The sequence below is a fragment of the Desulfopila sp. IMCC35006 genome, from assembly GCF_005116645.1.
Lineage (GTDB): Bacteria > Desulfobacterota > Desulfobulbia > Desulfobulbales > Desulfocapsaceae > Desulforhopalus_A.
In genome coordinates this window covers 410,655-429,451 of record NZ_SWCM01000001.1, presented here as the reverse complement: position 1 = coordinate 429,451, position 18,797 = coordinate 410,655, and the positions used below count along the sequence as shown (strand labels likewise).

13 protein-coding genes are annotated in these 18,797 nt (G+C 49.9%); 7 read left to right on the top strand and 6 right to left on the bottom strand.

Annotation, left to right across the window (positions count from 1 at the left end):
* Positions 1-10: 10 nt before the first annotated feature.
* Positions 11-2,224, bottom strand: coding sequence for a polyphosphate kinase 1 (gene ppk1 / locus FCL47_RS01935; protein ID WP_136811770.1), 2,214 nt, complete (start codon positions 2,222-2,224; stop codon positions 11-13).
* Between the two features lie 277 nt (positions 2,225-2,501).
* Here ppk1 and FCL47_RS01930 point away from each other — a divergent pair, with 277 nt between their 5' ends.
* The 3 genes from FCL47_RS01930 to FCL47_RS01920 are packed head-to-tail and all read left to right on the top strand — an operon-like array spanning position 2,502 to position 4,947.
* A complete protein-coding gene (locus tag FCL47_RS01930) occupies positions 2,502-2,657 on the top strand; it encodes a ribbon-helix-helix protein, CopG family (protein WP_136811769.1) in 156 nt (51 codons plus the stop codon).
* 6 nt (positions 2,658-2,663) lie between these two features.
* Entirely contained in the window at positions 2,664-4,223 is a 1,560-nt protein-coding gene (locus FCL47_RS01925; protein WP_136811768.1) for a CHAD domain-containing protein, read from the top strand.
* Complete coding sequence (locus FCL47_RS01920; RefSeq protein ID WP_136811767.1) at positions 4,198-4,947, top strand: ParA family protein; 750 nt, start codon at positions 4,198-4,200, stop codon at positions 4,945-4,947. Before FCL47_RS01925 ends, FCL47_RS01920 begins: the two co-directional genes overlap by 26 nt.
* 209 nt (positions 4,948-5,156) lie before the next feature.
* Here FCL47_RS01920 and FCL47_RS01915 read toward each other — a convergent pair whose 3' ends face one another.
* Positions 5,157-5,567 (bottom strand): hypothetical protein, encoded by a 411-nt coding sequence (locus FCL47_RS01915; protein WP_136811766.1) that lies wholly within the window; start codon positions 5,565-5,567, stop codon positions 5,157-5,159.
* A 554-nt stretch (positions 5,568-6,121) separates the two neighbouring features.
* Here FCL47_RS01915 and FCL47_RS01910 point away from each other — a divergent pair.
* Positions 6,122-6,301 (top strand): hypothetical protein, encoded by a 180-nt coding sequence (locus FCL47_RS01910; protein ID WP_136811765.1) that lies wholly within the window; start codon positions 6,122-6,124, stop codon positions 6,299-6,301.
* A 161-nt stretch (positions 6,302-6,462) separates the two neighbouring features.
* Here FCL47_RS01910 and FCL47_RS01905 read toward each other — a convergent pair whose 3' ends face one another.
* Positions 6,463-7,707: an OmpP1/FadL family transporter gene (locus tag FCL47_RS01905; RefSeq protein ID WP_136811764.1), complete on the bottom strand. Its 1,245-nt coding sequence runs from the start codon at positions 7,705-7,707 to the stop codon at positions 6,463-6,465.
* Positions 7,708-7,798: 91 nt separating this feature from the next.
* Positions 7,799-10,948: a hypothetical protein gene (locus FCL47_RS01900; RefSeq protein WP_167496324.1), complete on the bottom strand. Its 3,150-nt coding sequence runs from the start codon at positions 10,946-10,948 to the stop codon at positions 7,799-7,801.
* Between the two features lie 399 nt (positions 10,949-11,347).
* Between FCL47_RS01900 and FCL47_RS01895 the strand changes: the two genes are divergently transcribed.
* The 3 genes from FCL47_RS01895 (at position 11,348) to FCL47_RS01885 (ending at position 16,728) form a co-directional block, all read left to right on the top strand.
* Positions 11,348-13,510, top strand: a complete 2,163-nt coding sequence (locus FCL47_RS01895; RefSeq protein ID WP_136811762.1) for a methyl-accepting chemotaxis protein — start codon at positions 11,348-11,350, stop codon at positions 13,508-13,510.
* Between the two features lie 749 nt (positions 13,511-14,259).
* Positions 14,260-15,555 carry a B12-binding domain-containing radical SAM protein gene (locus FCL47_RS01890; RefSeq protein ID WP_136811761.1) on the top strand — a complete coding sequence of 432 codons (1,296 nt, stop codon included), beginning with the start codon at positions 14,260-14,262 and terminating at the stop codon, positions 15,553-15,555.
* A 3-nt stretch (positions 15,556-15,558) separates the two neighbouring features.
* Positions 15,559-16,728 (top strand): beta-ketoacyl-ACP synthase III, encoded by a 1,170-nt coding sequence (locus FCL47_RS01885; RefSeq protein ID WP_136811760.1) that lies wholly within the window; start codon positions 15,559-15,561, stop codon positions 16,726-16,728.
* A 2-nt stretch (positions 16,729-16,730) separates the two neighbouring features.
* Here the strand turns inward: FCL47_RS01885 and FCL47_RS01880 are convergent, their stop codons facing one another.
* Together FCL47_RS01880 and FCL47_RS01875 are read right to left on the bottom strand one after the other, a co-directional pair.
* Positions 16,731-17,279 carry an isoprenylcysteine carboxylmethyltransferase family protein gene (locus FCL47_RS01880; RefSeq protein WP_136811759.1) on the bottom strand — a complete coding sequence of 183 codons (549 nt, stop codon included), beginning with the start codon at positions 17,277-17,279 and terminating at the stop codon, positions 16,731-16,733.
* 9 nt (positions 17,280-17,288) lie between these two features.
* On the bottom strand, positions 17,289-18,779 hold the full coding sequence (locus FCL47_RS01875) for an NAD(P)/FAD-dependent oxidoreductase (protein WP_136811758.1): 1,491 nt from the start codon (positions 18,777-18,779) through the stop codon (positions 17,289-17,291).
* Positions 18,780-18,797 lie beyond the last annotated feature (18 nt).

The following is an 18,797-nucleotide window of genomic DNA, read 5'->3' as shown; positions in this document are numbered from 1 at the left end:
AACCCCCTGTCTATTTATTCATCATCTCTGGATTATACCGATTGGGCAATTTCTTTTTGCTTCTTTTTTTGGCCAGGGCCAGTCGACCGGCAGCGGCTCTTTTTTCGGCTCTCGCGATGAGGTGCTGGTGTATACAGGTAGCACCTTTTTCACTCTCCGACTTGAGCTGGACCGAGGAACCGTCACTCTGTATTTCCCAGACATTTCTGGTGTTGGTCAACTGCAGGTCAAGCAACTCCCGAAGCAGCGCCTTGTGCTGCGGGGAAGTAATGGGAGCGCATACCTCCACCCGGCTTTCCAGGTTGCGCATCATCAGATCGGCGGATCCGATATAATATTCTTCGTCGCCGTTATTGTGAAAATAAAAAATACGGCTATGTTCGAGAAATCGACCGACCAGCGAAATAACTCGGAGATTATCCGACAACCCTTTAATACCCGGGCGTAATCGGCAGGAATCACGAACAATCAGATCGGCATGGACCCCGGCCTGGGAGGCACGATACAATGCCTCGACGATATCTCTGTCGACCAGGGCATTGGTTTTGAACTGGATAAGGCCGTTCTTACCTTTTTTCTGATGTTCTATCTCCCGTGCTATCTTGTTGAGCAAAGCCTTTTTCAGTATCTTTGGTGAAGGCAGCAGTTTGGTATAACGGCGCATAGGAGTATAGCCGCTGGTGAGATAATTAAACAGCTCGGTCAAATCGGCGCCTATCTCCGGATCGCAGGTGATAAGCCCCAGGTCGCAATAGCCTCTGGCGGTACCGGCATGGTAGTTGCCGGTACCGATATGGGCGTATCGCCGCAGCCCGTTATAGTCTTTGCGGATGACAAAAATGAGCTTGGAGTGGGTCTTCAGACCAATGACGCCATAGGTGACGTGAATGCCCGCTTCTTCAAGAAAACCGGCCCAACGGATATTGGCCGATTCGTCAAATCGGGCCATCAGTTCGACCACCACCGCGACCTGCTTGCCGTTCTGGGCCGCATCGATCAGGTATTGGATAATTTTCGAATCCTTGGCCGTTCGGTAGAGGGTCATCTTGATGGCCATGACCTTCGGGTCCGTGCTTGCTTCCCGCAGAAAACGTTCGACGGAGGTATCAAAAGATTCATAGGGATGCTGCAGGAGGATATCGCCGTGCTCCCTGATGGTGTGAAAGATGTTCGGGTCATCGCCTAAAAGCTCAGGGTTATCCACCGGGTGATGTTGGGCAAAGTGCAGATCGGAGCGGTCGATGGCGGCAATCTGCATCAGATCGCGCAGGCCCAGGATGCCGTCCACCTCATAGACATCCTTCGCCTCGTCAACGCGCAGCTCTGCCGCCAGTTTGCCTTTATGTTGCTCGAGCATGCCGCTGCCTATCTCCAACCGGACGATTTCGGCAAATTTTCTGTCCCGCAGGGCCGATTCAATCACTACCAGCAGATCATTCGCCTGTTCCTCGTGTCTTTCGGTGATGGCGTTCCGGGTTACCCGGAAGGTCTCACAGGTCTCGACCTCCATACCGGGGAGCAGGAGTTCAAGGTTGTTGGCGACCAGGTCTTCCAAAAGAATATAGACATGTTCCTTGCCTATCCGGATGAATCGCGGCAGGTCCGAGCTGGTAGGGATTTTGATGCGGTTGAGATAGCTGTGATCGCTTTCCGGATAGCGCACGCTGACCAGCAGATTGACGGATAAATTGGAGATGAAAGGGAAGGGGTGGGCAGGATCCATCCCTTGAGGTGTCAGCAAGGGGTAAATTTCATTTCGAAAATACTGGTCGATATTTTCCTTATCTTCCTTCGAGAGATCTTTGTATTTTTTGATTTTTATGTTTTTTCGAGACAGCAGTCGCTGGAGATCGTTCTCCAGGGTGAGCTGCTGATCAAGAATATCCCGGACGACAGCATGGCAGAGATCGATCTGTTCCTGAGGCAGACGGCCATCAAGGGACAGGCTTTTGACACTGGCTCCCACCATCTGTTTCAGTCCACCGATTCTCTTCATAAAGAATTCGTCCAGGTTCGATCCGACCACTGCCAGGAAAAACACCCTTTCCAGCAGAGGGTTACGCGGATCCTGGCCTTCGTGCAGAACTCTTTTGTTGAATTCAAGCCAGGTCAACTCCCTGTTCAGATACCATTCCGAGGCTTGCAGGTCGATTATGTTAGGAATTTTCCGGTCGTCGGGGATCTTGTCCGTTGTCTTTTTGTCTACTGGAGTTAGCTGAGCCATAGTCATCTGGTGGTTTTTGTAGAGTTGTCAATAAAACACATGAGTTGTTTGAGCTCTTTGTCCTTCATATCGTATGGTAGCAGATCTTCAAGATAAAAGAAACAGGAGTCGGTGTCGCCATGACACGATGGATGTACTGAAATTGTTCGTTGCAGCAAGATACAGGAGCGTTGCTTTTTCGTTTCCAGCAGGAAGAGCGTGATTGCGGTGGGATAAGGAGTCTGTTATGGTGTAATGACGTCATGATACCAAAATTCGTATCGAGGGATAAGCAATAATGACCAAAGAGAAGAAAAAAAGTACTTCCCTGCGCCTTGATCCAAAGGTCTTGAAAGAACTCAAGCTGCTTGCGATAGAGCAGGATACCAGTATTCAGGCCATTGTCGAGTCATTGGTGATCGAATACATAAAACAATATAAAGTAAAAAGTTGAGTGGCTATGGACCCTTTTATCTATCTCCTCCCATCAGCGCTGAATCAGAAAAAACTACAAAAAACTTTACCCGATACACCGCCATATAAGATTTCTTATGGGCAGGACGAGCAGCAGGAAGGGGTTCTTCTCGATACCTTTGATGCCGAGGTGTTTCAATCGGCAAAAATACTCTTTCAGCACGGCGATATGTTGCTGCTTATCGATCTGCAGAGCGGTCGGTTGCTGCAGCAGGCCGCACCTGAGACGTGGTCCTTTGCCGGCGATCTGCCGGTGGGACCGGTAACGGCTTTTCTGCAGCAACTGTCCAAACTTCGCGCATTTCTGCCGGTAGCCAGTGTCGGTCTCTGCCGCTTGCATGGCCTTCTTCTTGACGACGAAGGCAAAACCCGTGCCCGACTGCATCACCTGACTATCTGTCACGGCAGAAAATCGGTGGGAATCGGCATCACCGAGTATTTGCGCGGTTACCGTAAGGCCCATGACGACCTTCGCCATTCCCTGGAAAGAATTGGCGCAATTTCCTGTCAAAGTGTAGGCCAGGTGTATCGGGTTTTAGCCATTAAACAGGGGAAATACACCGCAAAGCCAGTGATTGAGCTCCACCCGGAAGCTCCTGTCAAGGATACTACGCGAACCATAATCTCAGTTTTCCTGCAGACCGCACGCGCCAACGAGAAAGGGCTGGTTGACGATTACGACACGGAATTTCTCCATGATTATCGGGTCAGTCTGCGTAAAGTCAGGTCAGTGCTGAGTCTTTTTACCGGAGTGTATAGTCCGGAAGAGACAGCACAGCTCAAAAAAGATTTTTCCTCTCTGATGCAGAAAACCAACGCCCTGCGTGATCTGGATGTCTATCTGCTCAATAAGTTGCATTATTTCAGTCTCGTTCCGGCTGATACCCATGAAGGTCTGGCGATACTGTTTGATTATCTTGCTGAACAGCGAAAAAAGGAACATTCAGACGTGATCAAGGTCATGCGCAGTAAAAGCTATCGCAAAGAAATCGGCAGGCTCGAAAAAATATTTACCAACGGGTCAAATCTTGCGACAGGTCCAAAGGCAGAGGAGCACAGCATGGCATTTGCCTGCAGGTTGATTTGCAAACGTTATGACAAGGTATGTAAAATCGCCCGGGATATAGATGCGCAAACTGAGGATGGTGCCATCCATCAACTGAGGATTAATTGTAAGAAGCTGCGCTATCTGATGGAATTTTTCACGCCTCTTTTCCCGGAAGACGAGATTGTGAGCCTGATAAAGGCTCTCAAGATTCTTCAGGATAATCTCGGCAATTTTAATGATTATTCGGTCCAGCAAACATCGCTCAGACATATATTGCAGGAAAAAATGTCGGAATTCGGCAGTGCTAAATTGAAGGTTGCAGAGAGTGTGGGAGCGCTCACTGCCATTCTTCATCGGCTGCAAAAGAAGGAAAGACGTCAGGTGATGAAAAATTTTGCCCGTTTTGACAGCCCGGAAACCCGTGCTGCATTTACCAAACTGTTTCATACCCCCCAGATCGAGGAAGGTGTCGATGAAAATAATAGCCTGTTACAGTAACAAGGGGGGCGTCGGTAAAACCGCAACCTCCGTAAATCTTGCTTATGCCAGTGCTTTGGAAGGTCGAAGAACGCTGTTATGCGACCTTGATCCTCAAGGCGCATCAGGTTTTTATTTTCGGGTAAAACCATCGAAAAAACTGCAGAATAAAGCCTTTTTCAAGGATGTGAAAGGTTTTCTGAACGCCATCCGGGCGAGTGATTTTGATAATCTCGACCTGTTGCCGGCAAATCTCACCTATCGTGATTTCGATATTTTTCTGTCGCGGATGAACAACAGCCGCTCGCGGTTGAAAAAGGCCCTGCGGGAGGTAGACAGTGACTACGACGTGGTCATTCTGGATTGTCCGCCGAACATTTCACTTCTTTCTGAAAATGTCTTCAAAACTGCCGATAAAATTGTTGTCCCGGTCATTCCTACCACCCTGTCCGTCCGTACATTCGAACAGCTGAATGGTTTTTTCAAAGAGAACGAATATCAGCGCAAAAAACTCCTGCCGTTTTTTTCGATGGTGCAAAAGAGTAAAACACTGCACAAAGACACCATGGTTGCCTTGCGTAAAAAATATAAGAGCTTATTGAAGAATTATGTTCCTTTCTCAACCGAAATTGAGAAAATGGGTGTGCACAGGGCTCCGGTGTTAACCTATGCCGGCAAAGATTTCGCCGCAAAGGCGTACCAGGATATTTGGCATGAGATAGAAAAAAAAATACAAACAAAGTGACAACGAAAGTTTTTTCTTTCGGCACGATACAGGGGATTTGTTATGGCCAAGAAAAAAGAAAAAAAAGAAAAAAAGAAGAAAAAGAAATGCTGTGAAAAATTCAAGAAGAAGAAAGGGGAGCGCTGTTCTAATTGCCCTAAGGCTTAATGGCTCTTTTGGGGGTGTTTTTCCCGCCCCACTGAAAAAATAAGAAAGCAATCCGTAGGGTACTAACCCCTCTCAACGCCGATCCGTCGACCTTTGATTGACCTGATGATATAGCGCCCCTGGCTTAACAGCCTCGGATTCCAGGTGCATCTGAATTGGACCTGTGCTCCGATCGTCATTTTCCTGATATCCCGGGGGGAAACGTCAAAACCGATTCCGTTGAGAGATATATCATAGAGATCAACTTCAATGTTGCTGCAGTCGGTGGTCGAAACCAGGACCTTGCCTCGCTGTTGTTCTCTTAGCACTAAACGGCGATTGAAACTTGCCCGGGTGGACTCGCCGCACTTGTGACAGCGGATGGATCTTTGTCGAACTCCTGGCGGAATTGTCACCATGCGTTTGGCCTGGCATGCATGACATTTGAAATGTATACGTCCACCGACCACTCGGAAGGTTTGTGTTTTAGACATGTTCTTTGCCTCTTTCGTAAGGCGGCCAGGTCGATTATGGAGAAATTCTCCAGATCAAGGCGACGCACTGGGTAACGGTTATTTTCGCTAACTATTGTATCTTTTACACAGTAACCTTTTCAATTTCTTTTGTGATTACCACTAAAGTTCAGCTTAGAAGATCCAGAGGGATATGAGGTGCCCTTTGCACGGGACGCCATAAACCCTTCCCTGGGGGCTTGACCGCAGCCATCCAGGCTGCGGAACACCCGTGCAAAGGGCACCTCATATCCCCATATAGCTGAACTTTAGTGGTAATCACAATTTCTTTTTGAGAAAATGCTATTTTCGGTGCTCGTTCAGACTGGTCCTTCCGCTAAAAATCAGCCCACAATCTGGTTCAGTGGCTGAACATGCGGGGCAATCAGGAAAATTTACAGAATTATTGCCCCTCAGCTCTTTTTTATTCGATCTGTAATCTATTTGTAATTGGCCCCTTGCTATCTTTCATATATAGGGAGGAATCGGCAATCGATCAAGCCGATGGTCATGAATAAAACAAGGAGGGGGAAGCCATGTTTTACATGTATCAGGAAGGAATCGTGTTTTTGCTGTTATTGCCCGTTGTGTTGAATGTTTTACTGCCTCTGGCGATGTGGGGTCTGTGGCTTATAACAAGGGTGCTGGTGCCCCAAAAACGGTTGTCGCCAGATGCAGAGACCGTCGAACAAAAGAGCATACCGATTACCGCATAAGTACCGATCCGCACAAGGGACTTGCAAGCCTTCAAGGGTAATGGAAAAAGTGATAGTAGTTCAGGCGTAAGGTGATAATCCCGCCCAAAAGCGTTGCGGGATAAGTTCCTTCACGAAAAAAATTAACTTGTAAACAACACAAGATAATTTTTTCTAAGTCACTAAAACCGCCATCCGGTACTGAAACCGATTGAATGGCTTTGGTTGCTGTATTCACCGTTGAGGAAATCGCCGGTTGCTTTTCGGTCCTGGTATCTGGCAAAGACGTAAAACAGATCGAGGGTGAATCTGTCGCGGGTATACCCGACACCAAAACAGTAATTGTGCTGGTGTGCATCGGGATTTGCCGGAGAAAGAGTTGCCGAGGGAACGGGGGTGGACAGGTAGGCATAGCCCGTCCGCAGGGCCCAGGTGTGATCAATCTTCAGTTCCACTCCTGTTTTAGCGATCCAGCTATTTCGCCAGTTCTGGACGATTTCCATATCATCAAAGCCGGCATCTGCGACGGGTTGATCTACGGTAATAATCTGACGCTGGAAACTTGACCAGCCCACCCATTCTCCCTCGACAGCGATCGTCCAGCGAGTGGTGGGGTGCCAGGCTATACCCAGGGTCGCAATTTCTGGAAAATCGATATTGGTGTGCGCGTCGCTGCTGATTTCAGGGCCCTGGAAAAGAGGCTGCAGGGCCGGCGCAATATTCTTCAGCTTGATATTCCCGCCGAGATCAACCGCAATCCCGCTCCGATAGGCCGCGCCAAGAGTGTATTGCGAGTTCACCTGCCAGAGCAGGCCAACGTTCCACCCCCATCCATCACCGTCGGCGGTAAGACTGCTTTCTCCATCCTGTGCCTGGAATATCGACTGGTTCACCGATTGTGTCGCATGATTATAGGCCCACAGGTAATCAATCCCAAAGGCAATTGACAATGCCGGTCGCGGGCGCCAGGCAATGACCGGATTGGCCATGAATGTGGCAATGAGGCTTTCCTTGGAAAAATAGTGGATCATGCCCTGGTCCGGCCAGGTCCTGCCGCCGATGCCAAAGGGTGAGAAGAGGCCGAGCCCCAGGGTCACGTCATGCCATTCCAGCTCCGAGCTCAGATAACCATGCGGGGCGATAAAGATCTGTGACTTCGTCTCTTCGCTATAACCATTGTCGCTTTCATAACGGGTTTCAGGAGCGACAGCCATTCCTCCGAGATACAGACTGGTACCTTTCTGAAAAGCAATTCCGGCTGGATTGTGAGCGATTGCAGAAGGATCGTCGGCAACGGCGGCAAACGCGGTACCCATGCCGGCACCTTTCCCGCCATGCGCCGGGCCTCCTGCCGAAACCGCAGAAACGAACAAAAGAGACCAGAGCAAAGCGAGGCAATATGCGAGCGACAGACTGGCTGGAGACATGGTAGTACCCTCACATTTCTAGCTGCAACGTATTCGCGCTGTACAGATTATTTCCCGTTGTGAAAAGAAGCATCGATCTGTCTCAAGACATTTATTCCCGTTTCGTTCTGTATCCATTTACGAGAGCCATTGTCTTGGGACTGTAGCTGATGCCCTGCTCGGCCAGTAAAGAGTGACATCTCTGTATAATGGCAAAGGCTTCATCTTTTTTCTCCATTTTTTTGAAATCATTCACTAAAATTGAAAAAACAGCTGTCGCAGTACTCTCTGCAGCCAAGGCTTTCTGGAGCATACTTTTGTGAGCAAGAGTTGTTTCAACGAAGAGAGGGACGGCGGCGGCCAGAAGGTGCTGCCAGTGTTTCTCGATCTGTCCGCTGTAACTGACGGCTACGGGTATATTTTCATGACCGGTTGTGAATGGTCCCTGATACATGCCAAGTGCTCTCTCAAGATATTCCCTGTTGTTGGAAGTAATTGACGTGATCTTAGATTGTTGTGCCAGCCAGATAAAATGGTGGCTGTCAACCCAGCAGACTGTATCGTTTAAGATGAGCTGACCGTTTTTCAGAACTACAGCCTCATCTCTGCCAAGGAGTTTTCGCAGGCGATGCAGGGTGGTGTTGAGATTCTGCATTGCCCGGTCGCCGTCGGAGTCCGGCCATAAACGACTGGCAATTTTTTCCCTGAAAATGCCCTCCCGGCCGGCAGAGATAAGAAAGGTCAGCAGCTGCAGAGGTTTTTTGGGCAGTTTGCTCTGCGTGTTAAACGTTTCGCCTTCACAATGGGCGGCGAACCTGCCAAGGGTGTAGATCCTTATCGGCCAGGGCCACCGGTCGCTGATCATCCGTGGATCGGGCGGTCGGAGATGCCAGCGCCTGATGACCTCCATAACCGTGCTCGTTTCGATCTCTGCATCCAGAGCCCAGGCGCACAGGGCGGCGAGTCTTCGGTGGCAGAGACCAAACGGCATTGACAGCCCATGTTTCCTGGCAATGGAAAAGGCTTTTTGCATCTGCAGATACTTTTTTTCCTGGTTGTTTTGGATGGCCGCGCAATCAGCGAGGGCCAAACTGGCGATAAAATGAATGGCTCTGCTGTTTCCCAGTCTTTTTTCGTTGCATACCAGTTGCAATACTTCCTCGGCCTCAATTGCTTCTCCCAGCTCAAGCAGCAGCTGTGACTGGAGGATTCGGCTGAGGGCGATGGTAAAAGGGTTTTCGCAGCCTTCGATCATTTTTGCGGCTGTTGTCATCTCGCTCTTCGCCTGCAGCAAATTGCCAGCCTGCATTTGATACCAGGCCTGGAGGAAATGATAATGCCCCTGGTCCCAGACGGCAAAGGGCATCAGAGTCTCTTTCATTTTGTCCAGGGTCGCCTGGATCGGGCCCAGCTCGCCTGTTCCCAGCATAGTGTAGGAAATGTAGGCATACATCATAAAATCATAGACATGGATGCCGGTACTATCTGCCAGTGCCAGTGTTTCCCTGGCCTTGGAGAGGCATTGCGGATGGTCGCCGGCGATGACTCCGGCTAAGGTGAAGATGCCGCTCAAGGTGATTCGGGCCATCGGCGGCAGATCTTCAACATTCTGTAAAGCCTCCAGTTTTGCCACGGCAAGCTGAGCCTTATCAATCTGACCAATCCAGTGATAAGACCAGAAAAGGTTTTTTAAGATGTTGCAGGTGACCTGCAGGTCGCGGCAATCTTTCAGCAGTGCTTCACACTTGTTTTGGTATTTCTCAAGATCGGGATGTCCCTGATCACGAAGCAACAGGGCCATCAGCATTCCTGAGCAAAAACGACCGGCAAGGTCGGGGGGAGAGTCCTCCCGTGACAGAAGTTCACCCAGTCGTTCTCCATTTTTAATCCATAGATCCAGCTCGGTGAAACCACTGCGCAGCATAAAAAACATTTCAACACAGGTAGACCAGCTGAGGATTTGCCCCGGAATATCCTGATTGATGGCGAACAACTCAAAGGCCCTGGTGCACAGGGTTTGGCTGACCGGAGGATTGCAGGCCATCTGGGCCAAACCGTGCCAGAAAAGCAGCCATGGGTTTTTTTCGGTATATTCTGCCGGTAATGTTTCTATCCAAAAAGAGAGCGTTGTGAATCGTCCCTGGGCGATCAGGGCAGGGGCCACCTCGACAACGATTGCGGCCATTGGTGCAAATTCCCTGGCCTTGCAGTAAAGATCGATTGCTTCTTCCTGGCAACCATGTCTGTGGAGGAGCTCCGCTGCCTGGACATACATTTCCTGCAGGGTGAAGGAGGGGTATTCCCGAGCTGCCGTGATTTGCAGGAACTCACGGAACAGAGGATGGTATTGGTAGCTGGTGGCAGGCAGCTGGCGCTTCTCAACAAAGAAATTTTTTCGGTTTAAGGTCTCGAGAATTTCTTCTGCCTGCATATCTGTGAGTTCGCGGGCCATTTCTGCCGTCATAAAAGGCAGAAGAGATGTCTGCTGGAGAAAAGATCGTATTGGCGATGCCACCTTTTCGAGTATTTCGGTGGCAAAATAATCAAATATATTTTCCGGGGTACGCCCGGCAGGGAATGTACCGGCCGGAGCCTGGTTTTCACAATGCAGAATCCACAGGATAGCTCCGGCGATCCATCCTTCAGTTATCCGGTACAATCGTTTTGATTCTTCTTCAGCTATCCTGGTGCCGTTGAAATCGAGAAATGCGCTGAATTCTTCCGGAGAAAATCGTATCTGCTTTCCGCCGATAGGTTTCATGGTTCTGTTGGCGATAAATCGTGACATGGCTGGCGGCGGAACACTGCGGCTGACTATGGTGAGAACGATATGCGCGGGAAGCTGTTTAACCGCAGCTGCGAGAATCTGCAGCAGGGGGGAGTGCTCCGGTGCGTCCTGGAAATTGTCGAAGATCAACCAGGAATCAGGTCGTATTCGCTGATACAGTTTTTCGAAATAGCGGAGGATGAAGGTCTTTAAGTTCGGAAGATATTCGGGGGTGAGCAACGGCATTGGCGGATGGGGATACTCCATCAGAGTTGATGCCGCCTGGCCGAGATAGTAGAAAAAAGTGGCAGGATCACCATCCAGGGCATCGACCTGGTACCAGAGACAAGGTGCTTTTCTTTCTTCCAGGTAACTTGCAACCAAGGTTGTTTTTCCTGAACCACCGGGGCCGGAGATCCAGAATGCTCTTGTCGGCAGCTTTCTGTCAAGAAGGGCAAACAGCCGTTCACGGCGTACAATTTCACCAAGTATCAACGGAGAGGTCTTGCTTATGCTTGCCCGGGGTAAGCTCATAAAGCAGGATTGGCGATGGGTTGAGGGAGTTCGTAAGAGGACCTTCTTGCGTCCCAAAAGGCATAGCACCGCATCTTTTCAATTATGATTTTTGATTAACAGATAATCGCATCATGTTCAAGTATTTTGAAATATTCGAAGGCATATGAAAAAGCCATTTCAATCAAAGGCAGTCGAGGCGAGGTTGGGTGGAATTGTTCGGCTAATTGCGGCTTCTTCCTTAAAAAATTCGCCATCCCGGATTGTGGAGCAATCTGGAGGGGGAAATATAATTTTTTAACCATAAAAAACTGTGATACGATTGTATGCAATTGAAGCAGGTATTTGGTGATTTTATATTTTGTAAACAGGAGAAAGTACGTGGTGTCATTAATCAAAAAAATCATGCCTTCTAAAGTTAAAACCAAGTTGCTCACCACACTGGGCGTATTGGTTACCCTGATGGTTGCAGTTCCGAGCATCCTTTCATACCGGGCAACTCTCAATAATACCTCTCAGAAACTGGCGGAAGAGTTGACGATAAAAATTGGCCAGGTCCGGGATACCATTACCGTCGATAAGGCCGAGCAGTTGCGGATTCTGGCGCATACGGTGGCAGGAATGCCGTCAATCCAGGATAATGTGATGTACCAGAGCCGAGAAGAACTGTTAAATGTGGCTGCGCCGCTTTATGCGGGGTTACAAAAAATAATTGACCTCAATGTCTTTCATTTTCATCTGCCGCCGGCAACCTCTTTTTTACGTCTGCAAAAGCCGGAAAAGTTTGGTGATGATCTTTCCAGCTTCAGAAAATCGGTCGTTCAGGTAAACCAGAATCAAAAGGATGTCGTCGGGATCGAGGTTGGTGATGCCGGCTTATCAATTCGTGCAGTCGTTCCTGTTCTGTATCTCAATAAAAAACATGCCGGGTCGGTTGAATTCGGCGCACCGATAAATGATGCATTGCTGGCACAGATTAAAGCGAGTATCCACGACGATCTCTCGGTGATCATGCCGGATGGGGACGGGTTTAAATACCAGGCAAAGACCCACGACATGACCATTCCGGAAAAGAAATTTCCGTTTCTAAAAGAGGTAATGGTCTCGGATACCATAAAGGTACAGCGGGTTGCAAAAGACGGCCGGGAACTCATGACGGCGTATATGCCCATAAAAGACTATTCCGGTACCGGGGTGGGAGTTCTGGCCATGCCCAGAGACATCAGTGCTGGTCTCGCTGCCGCCAGAAAAACAGCGCTTACTTCGCTCGCCTTCGGGGTGGCGGCTCTTGTTGTCATTCAATTTTTTGTTTATTTCCTCTTTACCAGACTTATTGATCGACCTATTCAGAGAATGAATGACGTGCTTGAGCTGGCCAGTCGCGGCGATTTATCCCGGGAGGTTGATGTCACTTCAATTCTGCCCGTAAATTGTTCTGAGAAAATGCAGTGTGACAAGACAGATTGTTCCATGTTTGGTAAAGAAGGGTATTGCTGGGAAGAAGCCGGGTCGGCCTCCATAAACGTTCAATGTCCGAAAATTGTTACAGGTGAATATACTTCCTGCAGCGAATGCAAGGGAGTGTTCAGAAGCGCTGTCCGCGATGAGTTCTCAGAGCTCAGCGCTTATATGCATTCCTTTATCGGCAATGTTCGTATCCTTATTCAAGATGTCAACGGCAATTGCAGCAACCTTAACAATTCTTCCCAGTCGCTGGTGGAAATATCCGAAAAGATTGAATCCGGTTCGACCGATTCCGCTCAGCGGTCCAATTCGGTAGCCGCTGCTACGGAACAGATGAGTTCCAATATGGCCTCAGTTGCAGCCGCAACTGAAGAGGCGGCGGCCAATGTTCACGTGATGACCACCGCCACTGAAGAAATAGGTTCCAATGTCGGCGATATTCAGCGATCGACAATGAATGCCAAGGAAATAACCGGAGATGCAGTGCTTCAGGCGGCTGATATTTCTGCAAAGGTTGATGCACTGGGCAGTGCCGCACTCGATATTGGCAAGGTGACAGAAACTATTGCCGAGATCTCCGCCCAGACCAATTTGTTGGCGTTAAATGCCACCATTGAAGCGGCCCGGGCTGGAGAGGCCGGCAAGGGATTTGCAGTTGTTGCAAACGAAATTAAAGACCTGGCCAGACAGACCGCAGGGGCGACCGGCGAGATTAAAAAGCGCATTGACGGCATTCAGAACTCCACCGGAGTTACGGTGACGGGAATTAAGAAAATATCCGATATTATTTCAGAAATTGATAAAATAGTGTCAGGTATTGCCGTTTCACTCGATGAGCAGAATGCAACGATGACCGAATTGACCTCGAATATTCTCCAGGCGGGTCAGGGAATCAGCGAAGTTTCGGAAAATGTGGCCCAGAGTTCTGTCGTGTCACAGCAGATTTCTGCAGATATTTCAGAGGTAAACAACACGGTCAGTGCTATATCGACGGGAACCGGTGAGGTGCGGCAAAATGCCGAAGAGCTGCGGCTGTTGTCGCAATCTCTGAAAAATCTGATCGAAAAATTTAGAATTTAGCGAATTAGAAATAATTTTCTTGTGCCTTTGACAAGAAAATTATTTCGTGAATGAGCTTATCCCGCAGCGCTTTTTGGCGGGATTATGCAGTGACAGAATATCTTGTGCTTTTGTTACAAGAACATAGCTTGTTTCAATGAGCTTATACCCGTCAAGCGAGTACTGGAAAGAGTACCCGTCAAGCGAGTACTGGAAAGAGTACCCGTCAAGCGAGTACTGGAAAGAGTATCTGGCAAGCGAGTATTGAAAATTATCCCGCAGCGCTTTTTGGCGGGATTATGCAGTGACAGAATATGAATATCTTGTGATTATCACTAAACCTCAGCTATATGGGGATATGAGATACCCTTTGCACAGGACGCCATAAACCCATCCCTGGGGGCTTGACCGCAGCCATCCGGGCTGCGGAACACCCGTGCAAAGGGCACCTCATATCCCTCTGGATCTCCTCAGCTGAATTTTCGTGATAATCACGAAAGAGTATGCAAGGTTGTCACAAGAAAATCTGCTGTTTCAATGAGCATACACCCGTCGATCAAGTGCTTAAGAGAACACCAGTAAATCTTTTGGGGCGGGATAATTGCGTGCCGGAACATTTTCTTGTTGTTTCGCAAGAAGATATTTTATATCAGAGTACTTCTGTCCCTGGAGTACTGAAAAAAGCCCTGGTTATTTTCCCATTTGCTGGAGGTGGATGCCGGATGACCCTGATTCTACTGCAACGATCATAGACAACCTATCGATAAATCATGAACATTCTTCTCATTAATCCTCCCAATTGCGGCCGCAGTATTCCGGAGGAACGCTATGGCATAGACTCGCTCAAGCAGATTTTTCGGGGCGAGCCGCTTGCCTTGGAGGAACTTGCCGGCAATTTGCTCCAGCATGATGTGCGAATTGCTGATCTGAAGGCAGACCCCGATGGGCTTGATGCCTTGTTGGCCGGTTTTATCCCGGATGTGGTTGGTATTACCGGGGTAACCTGTGAAGCAAATACCATGCTGCACCTGGCCGCAAAGATCAAAGATTGCTGTGCGTCAGTTGTCGTGGTTGGAGGGGTTCATGCAAGCAATGATCCCTCGTTTTTTAATCATCCGGCGGTTGATTTTATAGTCGTTGGTTTGGGCAAGAAAGTCTTTGCCGATCTGGTCTCGAGCCTGGAAAAAGATGAGACCGACCGGGGCATACCGGGTCTGCTCAAGACGAATCCAGGGGCTGATCTTCGGCGGCCGGACTGCTGCAATACCGTCATTGATCTGGTTGATGACCGACCGCCTGCCTATCATCTGGTGAGCCAATATCGTCATCATTATGTCCTGGAAAAATTGAACATCAATATGGGTTTTGTCGCCTCCGCCTATGGTTGTCCGCATCGCTGTTCTTTCTGCTGCATCAAGGGGCAGACCGGTGGCAGGTATCTGACTAAATCGATTGAGGCGGTGCTGAGGGATATCCGGCTGCTTGGTGATATTCCGGTCATCAGGCTTGTCGATGCCAATACTTTCGGAGATATTGAACGGGCAAAGGCCCTGGGGCAGGCTCTCATTGACGCCGATCTGCACAAGCAATATCTGGCTGATATACGCTCGGATACGGTCGTTCAGTACCCGGAAATGGTTCGGCAATGGCAGCAGGCCGGACTGCGGGCGGTGATCATCGGTTTTGAGGGGATCAGTGATGCGTCCCTTTCGGTCATGAATAAGGCGAACAAAGCGAGCATTAATGGCGAAGCCATCACCATTCTGCAGGAGATGGGGATTACGATTGTTGGAGATTTTATCATCGCACCCGATTATGATGAGGCCGATTTCGCCCGTCTCGGCGAGTATCTTGACAACAACACGGTTGATCTGCCGATGATTACGGTTATGACCCCACTACCGGGTACCGACCTTTATCCGCAGCAGAAAAACAGCATTGTTAATCATAATCTTGATTATTACACCTTGACCAATGCCGTTACCAAAACAAAGCTTGCGGAAAAACAGTTCTATACGCTTTACGCCGAACTGCTTGCCACCAGTCATAAGAATGCACGGATTTAATTGATGAATGCTTTTATTACCGCAGTGTCTTCTGTGCTGCCCGGCGAACCGGTGGACAACAGGGCACTGGACGACTATCTCGGGGCGGTCAGTAATATTTCGGCAAAAACCAGGCAGATTATCCTTGGCAACAACGGTATCAAGACCAGGTATTATGCCATGGATCCCCAAACTGGCCGAATCACCTATACAAACGCCCAGCTGGCGGCAGAGGCGGTTCGTCGTCTACGGCCAGGTGACGACCAGCTTGCCCTGTGGCTGGAGTGTCTTTGCTGCGGCACCTCCTCGCCTGATCAGCTTATGCCGGGACACGGTTCCATGGTGCATGGCGAACTGGCTGGAGCGGGGCCGTGTGAGGTCATCTCTACCGCCGGGATTTGTCTCTCCGGTATTACGGCCATGAAATTCGGCGCGCTTTCGGTGGCCCAGGGGATGACCGCCAACGCGGTCACTACGGGCTCGGAGCTGGCGTGTACCTTTTTGCGGGGTGATTTTTTTGCAGCCATGAGTGGCAGCAGCAAAAATAAAGAGTTTGAAAAAAACCAAACGAAACGTCACCCGGCATTTTCCTTTGAGGCGGATTTTCTGCGCTGGATGCTCTCCGATGGTGCCGGTGCGGTGTTGATCGAAGACAAGCCGGCAGCTGGGCGACCGAGCCTCAGGATCGACTGGATTGAAATTATCTCCCATGCCCATCAATTAGAAGCCTGCATGTATGCGGGAGCGGTGAAGCAGAAAGATGGCAGCCTCACCGGCTGGCGCGAGTATGCCAGGAACGGCGGATTGGAAAAACAGGGGATCATGACCATTAAACAGGATGCCCGCCTGCTGAACCGGGAGATAATTCGGGCGACCATTGGTGAGAGTCTGCCCCGGCTGGTGGTCAAGCATAGTCTCAAGCCGTCTGGAGTTGACTGGTTCCTGCCGCATTATTCTTCCGAATACTTTAAAGAGCCGGTCATGAACGGGCTGGCAGAGATCGGTTTTCCCATTCCGGAAGATCGCTGGTTTTCCAACCTTTCCAGCAAGGGAAATACTGGTTCGGCCTCTTTTTATATTATGCTGGAGGAGCTATTTTCTTCGGGCAGACTCAAAAAAGGAGATCGGATACTGGGGATGATTCCGGAAAGCGGCCGATTTGCAGTTGGCTGGGTTTCTTTGACGGTTGTGTGAATTTACAGCAGCCAGGGGATAAACATCCTGGTTCGCTGCATGTACTCCTCGTATTTCTTGCCAAAAAACTGAATATTCTCCCGCTCTTCCACCTTTGCCGTAGCGATGAGCAAGCCACTCACCAAAAGAACCAGGCCCATACTCAATGGGGTAATATTTTTACAGAACGCACCCCAGCCGAGAAAAAGCAGAGAGCTGTACATGGGGTGTCGAATATAGCGATACAGGCCTGTATCCACAACATGGGCAGTATTTTCAAAAGCGAGGTTTTCCGGCATTTCTTCGCGCCTGGCATGCCCCCCTTTACTCCTGAGCATCAGAAGCGACTGGATAATAAAAAAAATCGAGACGAGCAAAAAGAACCAGGACACAAGGTGCATTGCTGAAAAGGGGTCGTTGAACCAGTGAGGGTGGTTGAGCAGGACCAGCAACAAGATGCCTTCAAAAACAAAAAAGCGGTAGAAACCGTGTGATCCAGGATTGTGCAGAGGTCGCCAGGAAAAACGAAGAAAGCCGAGAGTGCCAAGGATAAACAGACTGATTCGTATCACAAAAACTCCTTACAATCGGACCAGATTTTTAAATTCATCCGGCCCGAGGATCAATTTTACCGTACTGAAAGAACCCATAATGGTGCCGATAATGCCGGGGGCCATGACATTCTGCCCGGCCAGATACAATCCTTTCACGGCAGTCCGATTTAACAGGGCGGTCGCCAGCATCTGACTGGAGGAACGAAGGACCCCGTAGGCGCTGCCGCCGGGACTGTTGACCCAGTCCCGCATGGTGAGAGGGGTGCTGGCATCGATGACTTTTGCCCCTTTCAAGGCGCCGAACATCTGCGCCGCTTCTTCTACCAGCTCTGCCGCGTATCTTTCCTTTGCTTCCAGATACTCTCTTCCCCGGCGACCGCTGCGGGTCCCTTCCCAGGGGGCCCATAATGCATCCATGCCGGAGGTGAGAATCGACAGCAGGTTCCGGCCTTTTTTTTCGCTCCGGCGGATTTGATAGTATTTGAGATCCGAGATACCGCCTCTCTGGCTCGTCTCTATTTTAAAGATGTTATGGGGAATTTCCCGGTGACTCTCTGCATCGATACTGACATGGACCGAAAAAATGCCATGGGTATCCTGCAAGGTGCTTATCCGTTTTCGGTAAGATGGTTTGACGTCTGGTGCCGAGAGCATCTGCAGCACAATTTTCGGGTGCACTGCGCCAATGACGAGTTCGGCCGGCAGCTTTTCCCCCGATTGCAGGTGCAGACCTTTGACCACCCGCGAATCGACCTCGATTCGGCTCACTTCCGCGTCCGTGATAATCTTTCCACCCAGAGCCACCAGCCGTTCGGCGAAGACGTCGGCCATATGGGCTCCGTTGCGCTCAAGGCGCCATGAGGAGGAAACATAGGAGGCCAGCGCCATGTTGTGATAGTAGGCCGGGCAGTCGTCAAGAGGCACGCCCAGCCAGGAAGAGGGGACGGACAAGACGTTGCGCAGCTCTGCCGAGCAGCCGAGATTGCTGAGTACGGCCCCGAATGGATCGTAGTGATCAAGCAGCGTAAAATTGTCGTCGGGGGTAGAGAGAAAATCGAGCGCATGCAGCTGTTTGGCTGCCTGCCGTACCGGGTCCATTATTCTGGCGATCTTCTCTTGTTCTGCTGGGAATGCCCTAATGAGATTTTCTTCATATGCATCCATTCCAGGCGGCAGATCAAAGTGCGGCAGACGGCTGGCGGGAGAGGTGAAAATATACCGGTCGATAATGCCGTTGCCGCCCATTCGGGTCAGAGGGATTGCCTCGGTGACACCGAGATAATCAAAAAAAGTCCTGAGGATCTGGCCCTTATCAAGCGAGCCCAGATAATGCACCCCGACCCCGCACTCGATGCCGTCTCGGGTATAGCTGCGCATCACCCCCCCCGGGTGATGATTTTTCTCCAGCACCGTGACGTCAAAGCCTAGTTCAGCCAGGATTATTGCCGTACTGAGGCCGCCGATGCCGGAGCCGATAATGAGTACTTTTTTAGGGGGAACAGCTGCGCGAGTTGTCATAAGCCTGATGTGGGGTTG

Bases quoted from the DNA above. Each gene is read 5' to 3' on its own strand.
- FCL47_RS01925 (WP_136811768.1), top strand. From the start codon at position 2,664: ATGGACCCTTTTATCTATCTCCTCCCATCAGCGCTGAATCAGAAAAAA.
- FCL47_RS01910 (WP_136811765.1), top strand. From the start codon at position 6,122: ATGTTTTACATGTATCAGGAAGGAATCGTGTTTTTGCTGTTATTGCCC.
- FCL47_RS01875 (WP_136811758.1), bottom strand. From the start codon at position 18,779: ATGACAACTCGCGCAGCTGTTCCCCCTAAAAAAGTACTCATTATCGGC.
- FCL47_RS01890 (WP_136811761.1), top strand. From the start codon at position 14,260: ATGAACATTCTTCTCATTAATCCTCCCAATTGCGGCCGCAGTATTCCG.
- FCL47_RS01920 (WP_136811767.1), top strand. From the start codon at position 4,198: ATGAAAATAATAGCCTGTTACAGTAACAAGGGGGGCGTCGGTAAAACC.
- FCL47_RS01905 (WP_136811764.1), bottom strand. From the start codon at position 7,707: ATGTCTCCAGCCAGTCTGTCGCTCGCATATTGCCTCGCTTTGCTCTGG.
- ppk1 (WP_136811770.1), bottom strand. From the start codon at position 2,224: ATGGCTCAGCTAACTCCAGTAGACAAAAAGACAACGGACAAGATCCCC.
- FCL47_RS01930 (WP_136811769.1), top strand. From the start codon at position 2,502: ATGACCAAAGAGAAGAAAAAAAGTACTTCCCTGCGCCTTGATCCAAAG.
- FCL47_RS01885 (WP_136811760.1), top strand. From the start codon at position 15,559: ATGAATGCTTTTATTACCGCAGTGTCTTCTGTGCTGCCCGGCGAACCG.
- FCL47_RS01915 (WP_136811766.1), bottom strand. From the start codon at position 5,567: ATGTCTAAAACACAAACCTTCCGAGTGGTCGGTGGACGTATACATTTC.